Source organism: Nocardia africana NBRC 100379 (genome assembly GCF_001612635.1).
In the GTDB taxonomy this organism is placed as follows: domain Bacteria; phylum Actinomycetota; class Actinomycetes; order Mycobacteriales; family Mycobacteriaceae; genus Nocardia; species Nocardia africana.
This window is the reverse complement of sequence record NZ_BDAV01000006.1, coordinates 589,151-607,114: the sequence shown is the minus strand read 5'-3', so window position 1 is coordinate 607,114 and position 17,964 is coordinate 589,151. Positions and strand designations below refer to the sequence as shown.

The window sequence follows — 17,964 nt, the reverse complement described above, 5'->3', positions numbered from 1 at the left end:
GGAGCGGCATCAGACATTAACGGAAACGATTTCCATTTTCCATTCGGTGTACCAGCCGCGTGCCGTGAAGGGGGCGCGGCGTGATCCGTGATCAGGTGGAACGGCGGCTCCGCTCGGACGTGCCGGCGGGCGCGTGACGCAGGGCCGGCAGCAGGTAGGTGCGCAGGTGATGGGAGACCGCGGTGGGATCGTCGGGGTCGATGGTGTCGCCGGGAACGGTGCCGAGGCTGATGAGGATCCGGGCCACCCACTCGGCGACCTCGGCCAGGTCGTGGCCGGGGTGCACTTCGCCGCGTTCGGCGGCGCGGTCGACGTACGGGCGCCAGAACGCCGCGAGAGCGGGAACGAGGGCGGTGACGCCGGCGCCGGCGCAGGCCGCGAACTCCTCGGGTTCGGAGGAGCGCAGGCGCATCAGCAGCGCACCCGGATCGTCATAGGCGCCGCGGCCGATGCGCACGCCGATGGTGAGTTGTTCGGCGAAGGTGTCGATGCGGTCGAGTTCGGCGCGGGCATCGTTCCACCAGGTGTCGGTGAGTCGCACGATCGCGGCGCCGATCAGTGCGGGCTTGTCCGGGAAATGCCGGTACAGCCAGGCGCGCGAGACCCCCGCCTCCTCGGCCACCTCCATCATGGTGGTGGCGCGAATCCCCTTGGTCGCCAACAATTTCTGTGTCGCTTCCAAGAGCCGGTCGACCACCGTCGTGGTCGTCGTCTCGCTCATCCGCCGCCCCTTTCGCCGTGCACCCGCACCGATTCGTCGTCGATCGGTTTCGGGAAAACCCTAGCAATGTGTGGACAGATCTGAGAATGTGTCTACTAGTAGACACTATCGACAATGTGTCTACTCTGCTCACCGGTTGGTGTGAAAGGAGTGGTGATGTATCAACCGCGTACCGCGGTCATCGGCGCCGGGATCAGCGGTCTGACCGCCGGCAAGATGCTCGGCGACTACGGGGTGCCGTATGTGTGTTTCGAATCCTCGGATCGGGTCGGCGGCAACTGGGCCTTCGGCAATCCGAACGGGCACAGCAGCGCCTATCGCTCCCTGCACATCGACACCTCCAAACATCAGCTGTCGTTCCGCGACTTCCCGATGCCGGAGGAATTCCCGGACTTCCCGCACCACACCCAGATCAAGCAGTATCTCGACGATTACTGCGCCGCCTTCGACCTCTACCGTGCCATCGAATTCGGCAACGGTGTCGAACACGCGCGGCGTCTGCCGGGCGGCGGCTGGGAGCTGCGCACGCAGCGAAACGAGGTGCGCCACTTCGATTTCCTGGTCGTCGCCAACGGGCACCACTGGGATCCGCGCTATCCGGCATTCCCGGGCGAATTCACCGGCCGCACCATGCACGCCCACCACTACATCGACCCGCGCACCCCGATGGATTTCTCCGATCAGCGCATTCTGGTGGTCGGGCTGGGGAACAGCGCCGCCGATATCGCGGTCGAGCTGTCGTCGAAGGCGCTGGGCAACAAGCTGACGCTGTCCACGCGCTCCGGCGCCTGGATCGTGCCGAAGTACATCGCCGGTAAGCCGGCCGACAAGTACTACCGCACCAGCCCGTACATCCCGTTCTCCTGGCAGCGCAAAATCGCCCAGTGGGGGCAGCCGCTGACCGCGGGACGTCCGGAGAACTACGGTCTGCCCACACCGAACCACAAATTCTTCGAGGCGCATCCGACCCAATCGGTGGAACTACCGTTGCGACTGGGTTCCGGCGATGTGATCCCGAAACCGAATATCGACCGATTCGACGGCGCCACTGTGCATTTCGCCGACGGCACCGCCGACGATTTCGACGTCATCATCTACGCCACCGGCTACAACATCACCTTCCCGTTCTTCGACCCGGATTTCATCAGCGCTCCGGACAACAAGATCGATCTCTACAAGCGGATGTTCCTGCCCGGTATCGAGGATCTGGCCTTCGCCGGATTCGCCCAGTCCACCCCGACCCTGTTCCCCTTCGTCGAATGTCAGGCGCGCTTGATCGGGGCATACGCGGTGGGCCGCTACCGACTGCCGTCCGCGGACGAGATGCGGCGGGTGATCGTCGCCGAACAGCAGTACTACACCGGCCATATGGTGCCCAGTGCCCGGCACACCCAGCAGGTGGACTACTTCCTCTACGAACACGATATGCGGGTGCGCGAGATCCCGGCCGGCGCCGAGCGGGCGCGGCTGTCGGGGCCGCCACCGTGGGCTCGAGTGGCGGAGACGGATCGACCGGTGGGAGTGACGCAGTGACGACGTATCGGCAGGTCGACTTCACCTCGGCCGGAACGACCTGTGACGCATGGTTTTTCGAGGGTGCGCCGGACGGCCCGTTCGACGGTCCCGACGGCCGCCCGGTCGTGGTGATGGCGCACGGATTCGGCGGGACGAAGGATTCCGGACTGGAACCGTTCGCACAGCGCCTCGCCGCGGCCGGACTGGCCGTCTTCGCCTTCGACTACCGGGGTTTCGGCGCCTCCGCCGGCGAACCCCGGCAGCGGGTCTCGATGGCGGCGCAGGCCGAGGACTACCGCGCCGCGCTGTCCGCGGCCGCACGGCAACCCGGAGTGGATCCGAATCGCCTGGTGGTATGGGGTATTTCGCTGTCCGGCGGCCACGCCCTCACCGTCGCCGCGGACCGGACCGACATCTGCGCGGTCGTCGCCCTCGTGCCGCTGGTGAACGGATTGGCCGCGGGCCGAGTCGCTTTCGCGCAGGTCGGTGCCGCGGCGATCGCGAAATCCACGGTGTCGAGTGTGCGCAGCGCCCTGGCCGGGCGATTCGGCGGTAATCGGGTGATGATGCCGCTGGTCGGCAGGCCCGGCGACCATGCCGCCCTGACCGCCGACGGCTACTACGAGAGCTATACCGCACTCGCGGGACCGACCTGGCGCAACGAGGTCGACGCGGCGATCGGGCTGGAACTGGGCAACTATCGCGCCGACCGGCGGGCCGCGCGCATCACCGCGCCGGTGCTGATGCAGATCGCCGACTTCGACCGCGCCGCGCCCGCCCACGCCGCGGCCAAGGCCGCATTCGCCGCCCGTGCCGAGGTGCGTCACTATCCGTGCGACCACTTCGACATCTTCGCCGGTAACGACTGGTTCGAGCCCGCCGTCGGCCATCAGGTGCACTTCCTGACCCGTCATCTCGCCGCCGAGCACGCGGCCACCCCGGGAGCGCAGCGATGAGCGCAATCGGTGGAGCGGCGAACGCGCCCGAGGCGGCGCCGAAGCCCCGGGGCGCGATGGTGATCGGCGGTGGTTCGGGTATCGGCCGCGCCACCGGACATGCACTGGCGCGCGACGGTTTTCGCGTCGTGGTCGCCGATGTGAATCTCGAGGCCGCGCGCACGGTGGCGGCGGAGATCGGCGATGCGGCGAGCGCGGTGGCGCTCGACGTCACCGACGAGGCCTCGGTGGCGGCCGGCTTCGACGCGAGCGGCGACCTGCACGCGGTGGTGAACTGCGCGGGCCTGTCGCTACCCGGCCCGATCACCGAACTCGAACTGGCACACTGGAAAACGACCGTCGACGTCTGCCTCACCGGATCGTTCCTGGCGATCAAATACGCGGGCCGCCACCTCGCCGACGGCGGATCCGTCACCTGCATCGCCTCCCTCAACGGCCGCCAGCCCGGTACCGGAATGGCCGGTTACTGTTCGGCCAAGGCGGGTGTGCTGATGCTGGTGGAGGTCGCGGCGCTGGAGCTGGCCGAGCGCGGGATCCGGGTGAACGCGATCAGTCCGGGCCTGGTCGACACGCCGCTGGTCGCCGGTATCGCCTACGTGCCGGGGCTGACCGAGGAATACCTCGAGAACACCCCGCTCGGGCGCAGCGGTCGACCCGAGGAGATCGCCGAGATGGCGGCATTCCTGGCCTCCGACCGGGCGGCCTGGATGACGGGTGCGGCCATCGATCTCAACGGCGGCGCACATCTGAAGCGCTATCCCGACGTCCTCGCCCGGGTGCGGGCACTGGCCGAGGGTTAACGTCCCGCGTGCGGGTAGGTGTGCTGATGCAGGCGGTGCAGGAGCGCCTGCATCAGCCCCGACTCGAAGGCCGAGGCCAGTGTGCCCTCGGTGAAGCGGTCCGCGCGGACCAGCAGGGTGAGGTACTGCAGGCACTGCTGCGCGGTGCAGGTCGCCAGCGCCGCGCGGTCACGGCGCTGGATCGCCTGCTGGCCTTCTTCCCAAGCGCCCCAATTGAAATGGGTCAGCAGCAGATGCCGATCGACCAGGAAGCGCACCACCTCGTCGACGAGCGACGCCTTCCGCGACCAGGCCGCAGCGGTGCCGGAGGCCGCTTTGTCGACCCGGCACACCAGATCGGTGAGCACGCCGCGATCGTGGGCGGTCAGCCGGGCCAGAGCGGCCTCGGCCGATTCGACCGTCATGGGGTTGGCCTGCGTCACGATCCGACACCTCCATCATGTGAAAACTAGGGATTTCATACCATGAGGTGTGTACTTCTTCTCGGCGCAGTCTCCGGTGCGGGTTAGCGGCGGGGCCCCGCATCGCGGTCGGCAACCCGGAACACCGGCAGTGTCGAAGGATCGCCGATGAACTCGAAAGCCGTTCCGCGCGCGTCGACTTCGCCGTCGGTGGCCAGCGAGATCGGCGGCCCGTCCACGCGTACCCGCAACTTGTCCGCATGCCGGTGGACGTAGGTGGGCGAATCGCCGAGGGTGCCGGTGAGCGACGCCCAGATCAGGCGCAACCGCGAGAACCGCCGGTCCGCGCGCAGGTACCTGATATCCAGACCGGCGCCGTGCAGATCGGTTCGGGCAGTGGGCACCTGATCGCCGGGACGGTAGATTCCGTTGCCCACGAACAACATCCACACCGACGCGGGAACGCCGTCGATGGTGGTGCGCAGCGGCTGGGCGCGCACGAGCACGCACACCATCGCCACCGCGGCGGCCGGCCATTTGCCGATGCGATGTTCCCAGCGTTCGCGCAATCGGACGAAATCCGGATAACCGCCGAGGCTCGCGGTGTTCACCAGGGTGCGTTCGCTGCCGTCGTCCAGGCGCACCCGCGCGGTGTCGGCCAGCGCCAGCTGCCCGGAGGACAGCGCGGTGAGGGTGGCGGCGATATCCTCGATCCCCATGTCCCGGGCGAAGTGGTTCAGGGTGCCGCCCGGGAAGACGGCCAGCGGAAGCCCGTGCCGCACGGCCGCTTCCGCGACCGCGGAGACCGTGCCGTCCCCGCCCAGGACGCCGAGCGCGCGGATCGATCCGGATCGCACCAGGGGGTCGATCTCGGCATCCAAGTCGGTGTCGTCGCCGAGTTCGAGCAGCGTCGCGGCCGGCAGCTTCCGGATCAGATCGGCCAGCAGCCCGCCGCCGTCGCCGCTACCGGAGTTCGGATTGGCGACCAACAGCAGGCCGTCGCCGCCGATCAGGGGTTCGACCCGCTGTGCCGGCCCGACCGTCGCGGGTTCGTCGCGACGGACCGCCCACCACCGCCTGGTGCCGACCGCGACGGCGGCGCCGAGTGCCGCGCCGGCGAGCACGTCGGTGGGCCAGTGCACGCCCACGTGGACCCGCGAATACGCGACCGCCGCCGCCACCGGCGCCACCGCGACCGCCAGCGCCGGTGACTCCAGCGCCACTCCGGTGACGAACGCCGCCGCCGAGGCGGCGTGGCCGGAGGGAAACGACGAGGAGATGGGCGGTGAGATCAGGCGCCGCATCTGCGGCACCGCCTCGGCGGGTGGCCTGCGCCGCGGGAACAGCGGCTTGCCGACACCGTTGGCCAGCCCGCTCGCGATGCCGACGGCGACGAGTCCGCGCGCCCCGGCCCGGCGCTGAGCCGTGGTCCCGACAGCGATCGCGCCCACACCCGCCGCGATCCACAGCCGGTTGGCGTTGGCGGCGTGGCTCAGCGAACGCAGCACGGTGTCGGCGGTACTCGGCCGCAACCGCGCGCTCCGGTCGACCAGCCGCCGATCCAGCGTGTTGATTCCGCGAACCCGCCGCGGGACGAGAGGCCTGCGCATTCACCCGAGCGTACCGGCACGGTGCGCCGGACACGTCGAACAACCGGACTTATCGGGCAGGCTCGTTGGGAGCCGGCAGTTCGGCGTGCCGGGCGAAGGCCTGGTCGATGAGCTCGGAGGCGGCGCGGGTGACGATCAGGCGGGCGATGGCCACCTCGGTCTCCAGCCGCGCGCGGTCCTTGCTGTCGCGCTGCGAGCGCTCGTAGGCCTGCCCGGCCAGGCAGTAGAACAATTCGGTGGCGTAGCGATCGGCGATCTGATTGCAGTCCGCGCGCAGCCGCTCCACGAGCTGGAAGGCGGTGGTGTCGGGCACCCCGCTGTCGATGAGGCGCGCGGCGAGATCGCCGCACCGCGGATTGGCGACCCGATAGGCATCCAGGGGGTCGGAACTGCCGGCCAGCGCCTGTTTGACGTAGTCGGGCAGATCCGCGAGCGGGTCGTCGACGGCCGGTTTCTCCTGCGCGGCAACGGGTTCGCGCTCGCCCGGACTGTCACTGACCCCGAGGACGTCGGCGAGCCCGTCGCCACGATCCCATGCCTCGAGCAGTTCACGGATTCCGTTGAGCTTCATACCTCGGCTGAGCAGCCGGCTGATCGTGTGCAGCCGCTCCAGATGATCGGATCCGTAGTAGCCGATGCGCCCCCGGACCTCCGGCGACGGCAACAGCCCTCGTTCGTGGTACACGCGGACACTGCGCACGGTGGTGTCTGCTGCCCGCGCCAGCTCGTCGATCGTGTACTCCGAGTGCACAGCCATACCTCTTAGGAAATCACAACTTACCCCGTAGAAAAACGGACCGTACAAAAACGTCCCGTTAAGTGACGATACATCCGTGCAACGACTTGGTCAATGTGCCGTTAAATAGCGGCGGAAGTGGTTGCTGACAGCCAAATCGTGGGTTAACGTGCCGAGTACAGCAGTTCGCTGCTGGTTGCCGGGGACTGTTGAGCAGCCCCGATGCCCGCCCGACCATGGGCCACGTCTGCGAACCACACGGTGATTGCACACGTGTGTCCTCGGCATCCCCGGAGACGGAAATGAGCACTCTGCACTCGCGTCGGCTTCCCCTCGGATCCCCTGTGGCGACCGCGCTTTCACCTCTTCCCGCGGCCTCGGCACCGGTGCGCGCCGCGCATCGCCCGCCCTGCGCGGACGGCCCCGACGACTGGGATCTCGACGTGGGCAACCTCGAATCCTGGCGCGCCGCAGTACGAATCTGTTCCGGCTGCCCGCTGCTGGCCGAATGTTCCCAGCTCGCACAGACTCTCATCACGCGCGGTGACGGTCCCCGCGCCATGATCTGGGCCGGTGTCGCCTACGACAGCGCGGGCAAGATCGTGGAGAACCTCGACCGCCACCGCACCGCCCCTATCGACCACAAACGTCCGCTGCGGATCATTCGCACAGGTACGCGGCCGGTCTGCGCCGAACCCGCGCCGCCCACTCCACGGCGGCGTATCGTGCTCGGGCATCGGCTGCGGCCGACCGGGATCGGCGCGTGACCAACGCGCGGATGGATGGAAACGATTGTGGCGGTGGGTGACTGAATGACGGTTCTGGCTCTGCAGATCGGTGTGGACGGCTTCGCGGCATGCCGGGTGGCCGACGATGTCGAGGAAGACGACGTCCGCCGCGTTCCGATACCGGCTGCCGGCACCTGGGAAGTATGCCGCGACCTGCTCGTCGAGGCAGCCGAGGGTCAGGACGTCACCGCCGTCGGAATCGCCTCGCCCGGCCCGATCGACATGTCCGCCGGTGTGGTGGCGCCCGTCGAAATACCCGAGTGGCGGACCGGTTTCGCGCTGACCGAGGCGGTTCGCGCGTTGTTCCCGGCGGCCAATGTACAGATCGGTCTCGACGGGGTCTGTATGTCGCTGGCGGAGCGGAACTTCGGCGCCACCGGTGAAGTCATGGACGCGTTGTCGGTGCTGGTCTCCGACCGGATCACCGCGGGCGTATCGGTCGGCGGGTTCTCCGTCGTCGGGCGCACCGGCAACGCAGGGCATTTCGGTCACGTGCTCGTGCCGGGCTTCGACGACCCCTGTGAATGCGGAGGTCGCGGCTGTGTCGAAGCCGTGGCCGGCGGGCGGTCGCTGCTTCGCTGGACGCGTGCGCAGGGCTTCGGCGGCACGACCGTGGCCGAACTGAACGCCGCGGCTGCGGGCGGGGATTCCGTGGTGACCGAGGGGTTGCATCGCGCCGGCACTGCACTGGGCCGGGCGATCGCCTCGGTGGCCCCCCTGCTCGACTTCGACCTGGTGGTGCTGGGTGGCACGGTGTCCAAAGCCGGTCCGGCACTGTGGAAACCGCTGAACGCGGCGGTGGCGACGCACGCCCGCATCGGATTCCTCACCGGGCTGCGGGTGATCCCGTCGGAGATCGATGACATCGGCGTGCTGGCCGGCGCCGGAGTCCTCGGCATCATGGCCGGCGCCTGACCGAAACCGCACTCCACAGAACAGCCGATACCGGAGCACGTTGCGTCCTATGGTGGGATGACATGCTCCGGTCGGTTTGTTCTGCCTTCGAATGCCGACCCGCTACCTGCGGAAATATCGCATCCTGTTGATCGAACCGCTATCTAACGGTACATTAAACAGGTAACGAGCTGACTCGTCGGAGTCAGATCCCCCGGAGGAACGGCTGGTACGGGCGAGCGCGATGCGAAGCGACGCAGTAATCCCATGGATAACCATTGAGACGTTGATGCCGGATGTGATGACGGTGGCATCGGTGGGGGAGACGCCGCGTGAGTTCGCGAGCTGGCAGCGAGTCGTGCAGCGGGTGCTGGCGAAGATGCCGGCGGTCTACGACAGCCTCACCACCGCGCGGCTGGCCGATGCGCTGCACTCGGCGCGGGACCGGGCCGAGGAAGTGGATCTGCGGATTCCGACCCGAGCCGGACATCACGAACTGAAACTGCGGCCGGTCTTCGGCCCGGCCGGCGATGTACACGGCCTGCGGCTCTGGATCGGACCGGCAGCGGCCCCGGCCGCCGAGCCGCGGCCCGCGGTCGGCGCGATCTGGGATCTGGATTCCCAGACCGTGCAGCAGCCCAGTGGGATCACCCGATTACCCGGCGTGGACGTGCAGGAGTACGTGCCCCGGATGTCGATCGCCGAGGTGTTCCACCGCATGACGGCCTTCGATCGTCATTCCGAGGTGCTCGATCTGCTCTATGAGCCCAAGACCGGCGCCAAGATGCAGTTCGACGTCGCGGTTCCGCACAGCTCCGGCCGGCCCGGCCGATGGCGGGTCACCATCCGCGCGCGCGACGACGACCGCACCCGGGGCGCGTGGTGGCTGATCGAGGATGTGTCCTCCGACGATCAGCCGGCGACGTGGTCGACTCTCGAACGCGTCGGGTTGCGCGAGGCGCATCGGCGAGCCGGAACGCATCTGGCGGTCATCGAACTCGAGCACACCAGCATTTCGCACTGGCTCACCGATCCGGCGCCGTGGATGCGCTGGGACTATCTGTTCCGTCCGGTCGACGTCTTCCATCCCGACGACCGCGGCCGTTTGATCGAACTCAGCGGACGCCTGGCGGCCGGCGATACGGCGGGAGTCACGGTGCGAGCGCTCAATTACGGCGGAAGCTACACGCCGACCTCGATGCTGCTGTATCCGTACCCGGGATATTCCACGCGGCAGCTGGCCATCGCGCAATTGGTTCGGGTCGCCGACGATGTCCCGATGATGGAACCGCATCGCGAGGCGTTCGCGGCGCGCCACCATCGGGTGCCGATCGGTTACGACGATCAACTTCAGCACCGGCTCGCCTTTCGAATGAATCGCAGCCCGGTGTATTGACGACGGGCCGGTATCGCCGGCGGAGTTCCCATCCCGGGGAATAGTTGAAACGGGTGGCGTGGTGCAGCTCTCTACCATTTCGAGAGTGCGGACATCGGCTGGCAGACGGGCGGATTCGGGCGAGGAGTTACTTCGCCGGATGGCCGCTCGCCGCCGCCGCGACAACGCCGTATTCGCCGTGCTCGCCGTGCTGGCGGTCCTCGGTGGCGGGCATGCGGTACTGAGCTGGTTCGCCACGCCGCCGCCGGGACCGTCCGATGCCACGACCGCCACGCTCGTCGGCAATGCGCAACTCGCGGAATCGTTCGCGCAGGAATTCGTGGTGACATATCTGTCGGCGACCAACGGGCAGCAGGAGAAGCTCGCCGAATTCGTCGGCGCACAGCAGATGACGCTTCCGTCCACACCTCGGCAGGTGTCCGATCCGATCGTGGTCTTCGCCTCGCGCAGTATCGGTACCAGCGGTATGGACGTCTGGGCGGTGACGGTATCGGTGCGCGTCGCGAAAACCGGTGCGGCGGGTGGACTTCGCGAGTACTACCGCGTGCCGGTCTCGGTCGCCGCCGACGGTCGCCGCCGCGCGCTGGCACTCCCGTCGGCGGTCGGCGCACCCGGCCGCGGCAACGATCTGGTGCTGAACTACGAGATCTCCTGCGGCACCGACACTCCGCTGGCACAGGTGGCCTCCGGATTCCTGGCGGCCTACCTCACCGGATCCGGTGACGTCGCCCGCTACGTCACACCCAACTCCGGAATCGCGGCCCTGCAGCCTGCCCCGTACACGGCCGTCGAGACGACCACGGTGTCGTCGGAGGACGCGAGCTGTGGTGCGAGCGCGGGCTCGGCGAAAATACTCGCCACGATCAATCCGAAGGCCGGTGCCGGCGCCGCCCCGACGCTGGCCTATCCGCTCACGATGATCCGCAACTCGGGACAGTGGCAGGTGCAATCGATGGATGCGCTTCCGGCCCTTCGCAATCCGATGGCGGTCGTCTCCGGCGCACAGACGCAGGACTCCGGCAAGGCGTCCGCTTCCGGCACTCCGACCACCGCACCGTCGACCGCGGTCTCGGTCCCACCGGCGACACAGAACTGATCCGGAAAGGACGGCGTCATGGGAAGTCAACTCGGGTACATCCTCTACAACATCCTGCAATTCGTGCGCTGGGCAGGCATCATCATCATCGCGATCGCGGGTATGACGCTGCTCATCTCCGAGGGGGTGAAATCGAAACTGTCCCCCGGAAAGGTGCTGGGCGTCGCGGCGTCGGCCATCGTGGCGGCGATCCTGTTCTGGATCCTGCCCACCGTGGTGAACTACGCCCGGGTGGACTCCAACCGCATCGTGCCGGATCAGCCCGTCGGCGGAGTGTATGGCCACTGAGCTGATCAAGGTCTACACGCCGATCAAACGTGTCCCGATCATGATCGGCAAGGCCCAGAACGGGCAGAAGCTTCCGTTCGGGCCCTACACCCTGCCGCAGATCATCTCCGGTGTGGTGGTGATCCTGATCGCCTCTGTTCTGGCGATGACGCTGCCGATCAACCCGGCGGTGACCTTCTTGATCGGGGTGGCGCTGACGGTCGCCGTGGTGTTCGGCATCGGCTTGATTCCGTACACCGGCGTGCGGCTGACCTCCCGCGTGATGTGGGTAGGGCGGTTGATCCTGTTCCGAAAGCCGGTGTCCGCCTCGGGAATTCCGGTGACGGCCGACTCCGCGCGGCACACGATGTACGTCGAGGAGAGCATCGTGGTGATTCTGCCCGACCGACGGGCCGATGCCGTTGAACCGCAACGACCGGGGACCCGCGTACTGCCCGGCAATGTGCTCGACAGATGGAGTAGGACTTTGGCGAAGGTGAGCGACAACGACAGCGTGCCGGCCGGGGAGCGTGGCTGATGGCATTCGTTCGCGATCTGCAGCCGACCGCGGCGGTGCGCGGAAACCTCCAGTTCACGCACGCCGGCCTGGTGACCGCCACCTATTTCATCAATCCCCTCGGCTACGGACTGCGCCGATCGGGCGACAAACACAACGTGAAATCGGCGCACCACGCGCTGGTGAACAGCCTGCCCGCCGGTTCGCTGCTGCTGGGCATCCAGGCCCGGCTCAATACGCTCGACGTGCTGAGCAAGATGGTCGAGGGCGTGGATCTCGACGAATGTGAGGACTACGCGCTCGAGGTGGTCGCCTCCTACGAGCGGGTGCAGGCGATCCTGCCGCAGACGCGGATATTCCTGCTGAGCATTCCGGTGGGAAATTCCGGCGCCGGTATTTCGGGGCTGTCGCGCATGTGGCGCAGTGGTTCGACCTCGGTCGATGTCTCGTCGATTTCGCGTGAGGCGCTCGATCAATACGACGAGAAGGCCAACGAGATCCTGTCCCGGATCGGCGGTGACTTCGATCCGGTCCCGGTGCCGGCCGCGATATTCCAGTGGTTGTGGGAGCACTATCTCTCCCGTGGCGCTGCGGGTGATCCGGTCGCGCCCACCCGCGCGGGAGTCATCGACGATGCCACCGCAGCGGTCTTCCGGTCCGCCGCCCTCGACGAGGGAGCCCAGGCCGACAGCCGCCGCCTGCGCCCGTCGTTCGTGCCGGTGATCAAGGTGGTCCAGCCGGACTACGAATTCCGCCCGTCGTATCAGGCCATGCTCACCCCGCACGCATTCCCCTACGGCGGTATGCCTTTTCCCGGCGGCAGCGAATTCCTCGGTGTGCTCGAAGGAATGGACGACGTCACGGTGGATTGGGCGATGCGAGTGTCGACCAAACCGGCCGAATCCGTCCTCAAGAGCAACGAACTGAATCTGCGGCGCCTCGGTGAACAGATGGATCAGCGCGACCAGGAGATCTCCTTCGCGCAGAACACCTTGATGTCCAAGGCGGCGATGCTGGCCGAGTACAACCATCACTTCGAGGTCAACAGCGGTGAATCCGAGGTCTCGTTCACGACGGTGATCGCGGTCGGCAGCTCCTCACACGAGACCACAATGGACGCCGTCAACACTCTCAAGCGGCGCTACAAGCGTTTCCAGGTCGAGATGACGGCGCCGCTGGGAGCCCAGGTCGATCTGTGGTCGATGATGATCCCGGGCAGTCCGCACCGGCGCGCCTACGACGACTTCGCGCACATTCTGCCCTCGGACATGTGGTCGGGCTTCGTGCCGTTCACGACCAGTCAGATCGGCGACGACAGCGGCCCCGTCATCGGGGTGAACCTGCTCTCGGGCAACTACGAGCCCATTCATTTCGGGATCATGGAGGCGGCGCTGCACGACCTGTCCGCCTCGTTCGCGGTCACCGGCGAATTGGGTTCGGGCAAGTCGTATTTCCTGAAACTGATGGCTGTGCTCGTCCACGACATGGGCGGACAATTCCTCGCCATCGACCGCAGTCAGGTCGGGGAGTGGGAGTACTTCGCCACGTCCATCGACGACGCGGTCGTCATCGATCTGAGCAACCCGACCGTCTCGCTCGACCCGCTGCGGCTGTTCGCGCCCCGGGTGGCCGGCGAGCGCACGCTCGATTCGATTCTGCCGCTGCTGGATCTGTCGCCGACCTCCGGTGCCGGTGCGGCGATGAGTAGTCTGCTCACGCCGCGTGGCATCGCCGAGCACGGCATCCGCAGCATGCTGGATCTGCACCATGTGGTGTGCCGGCTGCGCGACGCCGGCCACGGTGACGAATTCGCCGATCTGGCCGCCCGTTTGGGCACGATCCTGGATCGGGTGCCGGTGCTGTTCGACCCGACGCTGCCGGTGCTGCGGCTCGATGCCGCCGCCACCGTGGTACGCAGCCACAATCTGGCGCTGCCGACGGCCGAGGAGCTGACGACCCCGCACCTCTACAACCGGCTGCCGCTGACCAAGCGGCTGGGCACCGCACTCTACGAGCTCGTGGGAGTCGCCGCGCGCGAGGCGTTTCTGTCCGACAACGGCAGGTTCGGACTCCTCGTCGGTGACGAGGCCCACCACTTCACCCAGACCCACGTCGGTTCCGCCGTCACCTCCGATTTCAGCCGCGACGGCCGAAAGCACCTGGCCGCCATCGGTTTGGCCTCACACGATCCGGCCACCGACTTCCAGGGCGCGGCACACAACCTGATCCCGAACCGCTTCGTCTTCCGGCAGCGCGACGAAACGCTGGCGCGCAACAGTTTGCAGTGGCTGGGTGTCGACCTGGACGAGACCCCGTTCCTGTTGCAGGTGCTGAGGGAGGAGACGTCACCGCCCAGCGGTCCGGGACGCACCGTGCCGGAGGAACGCCGCGGCGAGATGTTCATGCGGGACGCGCTCAACCGCATCGGCCGCGGAAAGGTCTTCGGTCCGGCCCGGCCGGATCGTGCGGAGGCGATCGGCAGTACGCCGCAGACCGCGGGTGCGGGCGCGCGCCGGCCGGTGGTGGCCCGGCAGGTGCCGGTGTGAGCGGAAGTCCGGCCGATGAGTACCCCTAGCGCAGCCCTCGACCGCCGTCGCGGTCCGCGACTGTTCGATGCCTCGCGACAGCTCGAGTTCTGGGACGCCGAGCAGTGGCAGCCGCGCGTGGTCGCCCGCCGCTGCCGGCGCCGGTTGACCGCGACCCGGCGGCGCCGGTGGATCACCTGGTCGGTGATCGTCGCGGTGGTCTTCCTGGTCGTCCCGGTGGTGGTCGGCGCGGCCGCCACGGCGGCGGTCCAGACCGAGACCGAGGGGCCCGGCGGCAACAGCGCGCTGGGCTGGACGAAAGTCCGTGACTCCTTCGGAGTTTCGCTCGCCGACTACGTCTACGCCACCAACCACGGCGGCATCCTGCATCCCGGCAATACGGGGCTGGCGATCGTGCTCGGCCTGCTGTTCGCCCTGTTCATGGTGCTGGTCACCCTGCCTGCCTGGATGGTCGGCTGGGTGCTCGACTTCGGCTGGATGAATGTGTTCAGCGTGCCCTTGAACGGGGTGGCGCACGCCCTGTCCGGGCAACTGGCGACGCCGATCATGCTCGCGACCTTCGCATCCTTGGGCGCCTTCTTCGCCGCCTACTTCTTCCAGCGCGGCTTTCACGCCAAGGCCGTGGTCCAAGTGCTGACGATGCTCGTCGTCGCGGTGATCGGGCCGGTCTATCTGTCCGATCCGCTCGGCGAGGTGCTGTCCTCGCACGGGCTGCTGGCCGAGGGACGCAATGTCGGCCTGTCGGTGTCGGCCGGATTGAACGGCAACAGCAATCCCGATCCGTCCGCCATGGTGCCGACCCTGCAGCAGGACATGGCCGACAATTTCGCCCGCCGTCCGTTGCAGGTGTGGAATTTCGGCCACGTCGTCGATGATCGGCCCGGGTGCGCCGCGGCCTGGTCGGCAGGTGTTCGGTCGGGAAGCGAAGGCAAGATCAAGGACGGAATGAAGGCGTGCGGGGACCAGGCGGCTGCCGACGCGGCGAACAATCCGAGCTTCGGGCAAATCGGGGCCGGTCTGCTGCTGTTGATCACCGCGACGATCCTGCTCGTCTTCGCGGCCTATCTGTCGCTCAAGATCATCTGGTCGGCCCTGGACTCGGTGTACTGGGGAATCATGACGATCTTCGGATTCGCCGGTGGCGGACTGGTTTACGGTCCGACCCAGACCTTCACCGTGCGCGCGGTCGTGCACGGAATGATGTCCGCGGTGCGGATGTGCGTCCAGATCATCGCGCTCGGGGTCTATCTGCTGTTCTTCGGAGATCTGTTCCGGCAGGCCAAGGGCCAGGAAATGTCGGTCTTCGTCATCGGCGCCATCGTCATGATCGTCGGCTTCCTCCAGTTCAAGCGGTTGACCGCCAGTCTGGACAGCGGAAACGAGTGGGTGGCGAACAGATTCGCACTGGCCATCCAGAATCCGGGGCGCGGCGGCGGCGGTGGCGGTGGTGGCGGCGGTGGCCATGCGCTGGGGATGGGCGAGATGGGCGCGCACCACAAGCTGGGCAGCGGCACGATGATGGCCGTCATGGCCGGAGCGAGCACCATCTCGAACTCGCCCCTGACCGAATGGTTGCTCGGCGCCCTTCCGGGCGGCTTTCACCCGCAGTCGAAGCTGAAGAAGCTGATGACCGACGCGCAGGCGGGCGTGTGGGTGGACGACCCGCGATTCGGTGGCCGATTCGGCTCGTATGCCCAGTCGATGCTGAACCGCCCGTTGTTCGCGCGGTCGGCGAAGGCCGAGATGAACGCCTACGGCGGGAAGAACTCGGTCATGGGCTTGGCCGCCGGCCTGCAGGGTGTACTCGACGTCGGTGGCACGATCCCGGACGCCATGGGCGCGCTGATCGGATCGGGCGTACGCGACGAGAAGATGCTGTATCACGTGCTGCGGTCGCGCGGAATCATCTCCAAGGCATCCGATGACGAATCGCTGGCGGACAAGGATCTGAAGCTCGTGGTGGCCGCGGTCCGGCGAGCACAGAACTCCGCTCGTCTGATGATGAGAGGAGATGCCAGCGCAGATGAGGTGGCCGCCGACTTCGCGACTCTGGGCCAGGCGTCGCGGGTACTGCGCCGGATGAAAGCGGGCGGTGTCGATCTCAGTGCCAACGAAAAGACGTACGTGGAAGCGTACATGTCGGACCTGCACGGAGATCGCAAGGAGCGGATCGACGCACTCCAGAAAGTGATCAACGGTGAATCACTCACCAAGAAGGGCGGAGGTCCCATCAGCAACGCCGCTCAGGAGTTGATCGATGCGGGTATCGGCCGCACGGGTGCCAAGCGCATGCGGCAGTGGATCGGCAACGAGCACGCGAAGCTGATCGACGCGAAAACACACGAAATGCTCGGTGATCTGACCAACGGCGACCATATTCGTGAGCTTCGAAATCTCATCGACGCCGCTGTCGATACCGATCACTGGGTGGCGGGAGTCAGCGGCACTCCGTGGAACTCGGTGACACCGAGGGGAACCAGCGGCTCGCCCGCGCAATGGGCTACCACGCTCGCGCCGGTCGCCGCGAGGTTCAAGTAGGTGCGGGCGATGGTCGACGGCGAGAGTTCAGGAGGCCGCGGGGCGCGAATTATCCGCTGCGGTCCTACCGAGGCCGGAAGGTGAGCAATGCTGGGTCGGTACATACTCCTCGCGATGATCCCGGCGTGGGTATGGCTGGGGCTGCTCGCGGTGGCGGCAGTGTTCGGATTGGCCACCGTCCTGGTGGTCGCCACCGACAGCTCCGGCTCGGCGGCCTCGGCGGATTTCCGGTACCAGTGCGACAGTGCGCTGGGACCCGATGAGCACAGCACCACCGAGACCGGTGTGAACACCGGAACGACCGAGACGATCCGGCCGTCGGACATTCCGACCACCAATCCCTTCGCCGAACTCACCATCGCCCCGGACGATTCCGAGGTGTCGGGGTGGGAGCGTGATTGTGTGACGGCGATGCGGTCCGCGCCGTACCAATTGCCGGCGCTGCGGGTGACCAATGCCGGTGCCGCGGTCGACTGCGCCCGTCAGGTCGCGCTCGCGCAGGTGGGACAGTCGATGGCGGCGGCCACGCTGGTGAAGAACGTGATCTATCAGGCATCGGCGGTGTGGACCACGGGCCGCTGTGGGCTGCTGGGCGCGGCGCCCGGTGACCCCACCGCGAGCGCGGGGCGGGCGGGAGCCGAGCCCGCGCCGGCGGCCGCGGGTTGCGGACGGGCCGCGCAGAACCCCGGGACCGATGTCTCCTCGGTCGTCGTTCTTCCGGATACCGTTGCCGCCCAAGGCCTGTGCGGGCAGCGGGTGGAAGCGGACCAGGTCTCGGCCGGGGACCTGGTCTTCTGGGACTATCGGTCGCACGCGCCGACCAGGGTGGGTATCGCGGTCGGCCCGGCCGCGGTGGTCACCGCCGACCCGATATCAGGAGGCGTGCTGGAGACCGGCATGCCCAGTGGTGACGGGGTACGAGTGAAACGGGTCCTGGGGAGCGGATCATGACCAGTGCGGAAGTGTGGCATACCGGCCTCGACCCGGTTCCGGAACCGGACCCGAACGCCGAAACAGAACAGGACGGTGATAATCCGCCGAGTCCGGGTACGCCGTGGACCAAGCCGGGGCACCGGAAGCCGGGGGGATCGGGTGCGTCGGCACCGTCTGTTCCCGGACCGGGTGGGGCGCAAGGAGATCCGAGCAAGCAGGCGGCCCCGGCGGGGCAGGGAACACCCGCCGC

16 protein-coding genes are annotated in these 17,964 nt (G+C 67.4%); 12 read left to right on the top strand and 4 right to left on the bottom strand.

Going from position 1 to position 17,964, the window contains the following annotated elements; genetic code table 11:
• Nucleotides 1-91 precede the first annotated feature (91 nt).
• On the bottom strand, nt 92-721 hold the full coding sequence (locus tag NA3_RS10995) for a TetR/AcrR family transcriptional regulator (protein WP_062963410.1): 630 nt from the start codon (nt 719-721) through the stop codon (nt 92-94).
• A 156-nt stretch (nt 722-877) separates the two neighbouring features.
• Between NA3_RS10995 and NA3_RS10990 the strand changes: the two genes are divergently transcribed.
• From NA3_RS10990 to NA3_RS10980, 3 genes are read left to right on the top strand one after another with little or no spacing between them, the layout of a single operon-like run.
• Entirely contained in the window at nt 878-2,254 is a 1,377-nt protein-coding gene (locus NA3_RS10990) for a flavin-containing monooxygenase (protein ID WP_062963625.1), read from the top strand.
• Complete coding sequence (locus NA3_RS10985; protein WP_062963409.1) at nt 2,251-3,192, top strand: alpha/beta hydrolase; 942 nt, start codon at nt 2,251-2,253, stop codon at nt 3,190-3,192. Before NA3_RS10990 ends, NA3_RS10985 begins: the two co-directional genes overlap by 4 nt.
• Nucleotides 3,189-3,992, top strand: coding sequence for an SDR family NAD(P)-dependent oxidoreductase (locus NA3_RS10980; protein ID WP_372464243.1), 804 nt, complete (start codon nt 3,189-3,191; stop codon nt 3,990-3,992). Before NA3_RS10985 ends, NA3_RS10980 begins: the two co-directional genes overlap by 4 nt.
• Here NA3_RS10980 and NA3_RS10975 read toward each other — a convergent pair.
• The 3 genes from NA3_RS10975 to NA3_RS10965 form a co-directional block, all read right to left on the bottom strand.
• Nucleotides 3,989-4,414: a DUF6508 domain-containing protein gene (locus NA3_RS10975; protein ID WP_128145112.1), complete on the bottom strand. Its 426-nt coding sequence runs from the start codon at nt 4,412-4,414 to the stop codon at nt 3,989-3,991. The genes NA3_RS10980 and NA3_RS10975 overlap by 4 nt on opposite strands.
• A gap of 83 nt (nt 4,415-4,497) precedes the next feature.
• Nucleotides 4,498-6,003, bottom strand: coding sequence for a bifunctional phosphatase PAP2/diacylglycerol kinase family protein (locus NA3_RS10970; RefSeq protein WP_062963406.1), 1,506 nt, complete (start codon nt 6,001-6,003; stop codon nt 4,498-4,500).
• 49 nt (nt 6,004-6,052) lie between these two features.
• Nucleotides 6,053-6,760 (bottom strand): MerR family transcriptional regulator, encoded by a 708-nt coding sequence (locus tag NA3_RS10965; protein ID WP_062963405.1) that lies wholly within the window; start codon nt 6,758-6,760, stop codon nt 6,053-6,055.
• A gap of 281 nt (nt 6,761-7,041) precedes the next feature.
• Here NA3_RS10965 and NA3_RS10960 point away from each other — a divergent pair, with 281 nt between their 5' ends.
• From NA3_RS10960 to NA3_RS10920, 9 genes are all read left to right on the top strand, one after another.
• Nucleotides 7,042-7,506, top strand: a complete 465-nt coding sequence (locus tag NA3_RS10960) for a hypothetical protein (protein ID WP_128145114.1) — start codon at nt 7,042-7,044, stop codon at nt 7,504-7,506.
• A 45-nt stretch (nt 7,507-7,551) separates the two neighbouring features.
• A complete protein-coding gene (locus NA3_RS10955) occupies nt 7,552-8,442 on the top strand; it encodes an ROK family protein (RefSeq protein ID WP_062963403.1) in 891 nt (296 codons plus the stop codon).
• Nucleotides 8,443-8,665: 223 nt separating this feature from the next.
• Complete coding sequence (locus tag NA3_RS10950; protein WP_227995350.1) at nt 8,666-9,817, top strand: GAF domain-containing protein; 1,152 nt, start codon at nt 8,666-8,668, stop codon at nt 9,815-9,817.
• Nucleotides 9,818-9,902: 85 nt separating this feature from the next.
• A complete protein-coding gene (locus tag NA3_RS10945; protein WP_227995349.1) occupies nt 9,903-10,913 on the top strand; it encodes a conjugal transfer protein in 1,011 nt (336 codons plus the stop codon).
• A gap of 18 nt (nt 10,914-10,931) precedes the next feature.
• Complete coding sequence (locus NA3_RS10940; protein WP_062963401.1) at nt 10,932-11,201, top strand: hypothetical protein; 270 nt, start codon at nt 10,932-10,934, stop codon at nt 11,199-11,201.
• Nucleotides 11,191-11,718, top strand: coding sequence for a hypothetical protein (locus tag NA3_RS10935; protein ID WP_063917412.1), 528 nt, complete (start codon nt 11,191-11,193; stop codon nt 11,716-11,718). The genes NA3_RS10940 and NA3_RS10935 overlap by 11 nt, the downstream gene beginning before the upstream one ends.
• Nucleotides 11,718-14,243, top strand: coding sequence for an ATP-binding protein (locus tag NA3_RS10930; protein WP_062963400.1), 2,526 nt, complete (start codon nt 11,718-11,720; stop codon nt 14,241-14,243). Before NA3_RS10935 ends, NA3_RS10930 begins: the two co-directional genes overlap by 1 nt.
• A 15-nt stretch (nt 14,244-14,258) precedes the next feature.
• The gene (locus NA3_RS10925; RefSeq protein WP_062963399.1) at nt 14,259-16,781 is read left to right on the top strand and encodes a hypothetical protein; all 2,523 of its coding nucleotides are present in this window, start codon (nt 14,259-14,261) and stop codon (nt 16,779-16,781) included.
• A gap of 114 nt (nt 16,782-16,895) precedes the next feature.
• Nucleotides 16,896-17,732: an NlpC/P60 family protein gene (locus tag NA3_RS10920; protein ID WP_128145117.1), complete on the top strand. Its 837-nt coding sequence runs from the start codon at nt 16,896-16,898 to the stop codon at nt 17,730-17,732.
• Nucleotides 17,733-17,964: the final 232 nt, after the last annotated feature.

Excerpts from the sequence above, each read along its gene's own strand:
- NA3_RS10995 (WP_062963410.1), bottom strand. The coding sequence starts at position 721 with ATGAGCGAGACGACGACCACGACGGTGGTCGACCGGCTCTTGGAAGCG.
- NA3_RS10990 (WP_062963625.1), top strand. The coding sequence starts at position 878 with ATGTATCAACCGCGTACCGCGGTCATCGGCGCCGGGATCAGCGGTCTG.
- NA3_RS10980 (WP_372464243.1), top strand. The coding sequence starts at position 3,189 with ATGAGCGCAATCGGTGGAGCGGCGAACGCGCCCGAGGCGGCGCCGAAG.
- NA3_RS10970 (WP_062963406.1), bottom strand. The coding sequence starts at position 6,003 with ATGCGCAGGCCTCTCGTCCCGCGGCGGGTTCGCGGAATCAACACGCTG.
- NA3_RS10965 (WP_062963405.1), bottom strand. The coding sequence starts at position 6,760 with ATGGCTGTGCACTCGGAGTACACGATCGACGAGCTGGCGCGGGCAGCA.
- NA3_RS10960 (WP_128145114.1), top strand. The coding sequence starts at position 7,042 with ATGAGCACTCTGCACTCGCGTCGGCTTCCCCTCGGATCCCCTGTGGCG.
- NA3_RS10955 (WP_062963403.1), top strand. The coding sequence starts at position 7,552 with ATGACGGTTCTGGCTCTGCAGATCGGTGTGGACGGCTTCGCGGCATGC.
- NA3_RS10950 (WP_227995350.1), top strand. The coding sequence starts at position 8,666 with ATGCGAAGCGACGCAGTAATCCCATGGATAACCATTGAGACGTTGATG.
- NA3_RS10940 (WP_062963401.1), top strand. The coding sequence starts at position 10,932 with ATGGGAAGTCAACTCGGGTACATCCTCTACAACATCCTGCAATTCGTG.
- NA3_RS10935 (WP_063917412.1), top strand. The coding sequence starts at position 11,191 with ATGGCCACTGAGCTGATCAAGGTCTACACGCCGATCAAACGTGTCCCG.
- NA3_RS10930 (WP_062963400.1), top strand. The coding sequence starts at position 11,718 with ATGGCATTCGTTCGCGATCTGCAGCCGACCGCGGCGGTGCGCGGAAAC.
- NA3_RS10925 (WP_062963399.1), top strand. The coding sequence starts at position 14,259 with ATGAGTACCCCTAGCGCAGCCCTCGACCGCCGTCGCGGTCCGCGACTG.
- NA3_RS10920 (WP_128145117.1), top strand. The coding sequence starts at position 16,896 with ATGATCCCGGCGTGGGTATGGCTGGGGCTGCTCGCGGTGGCGGCAGTG.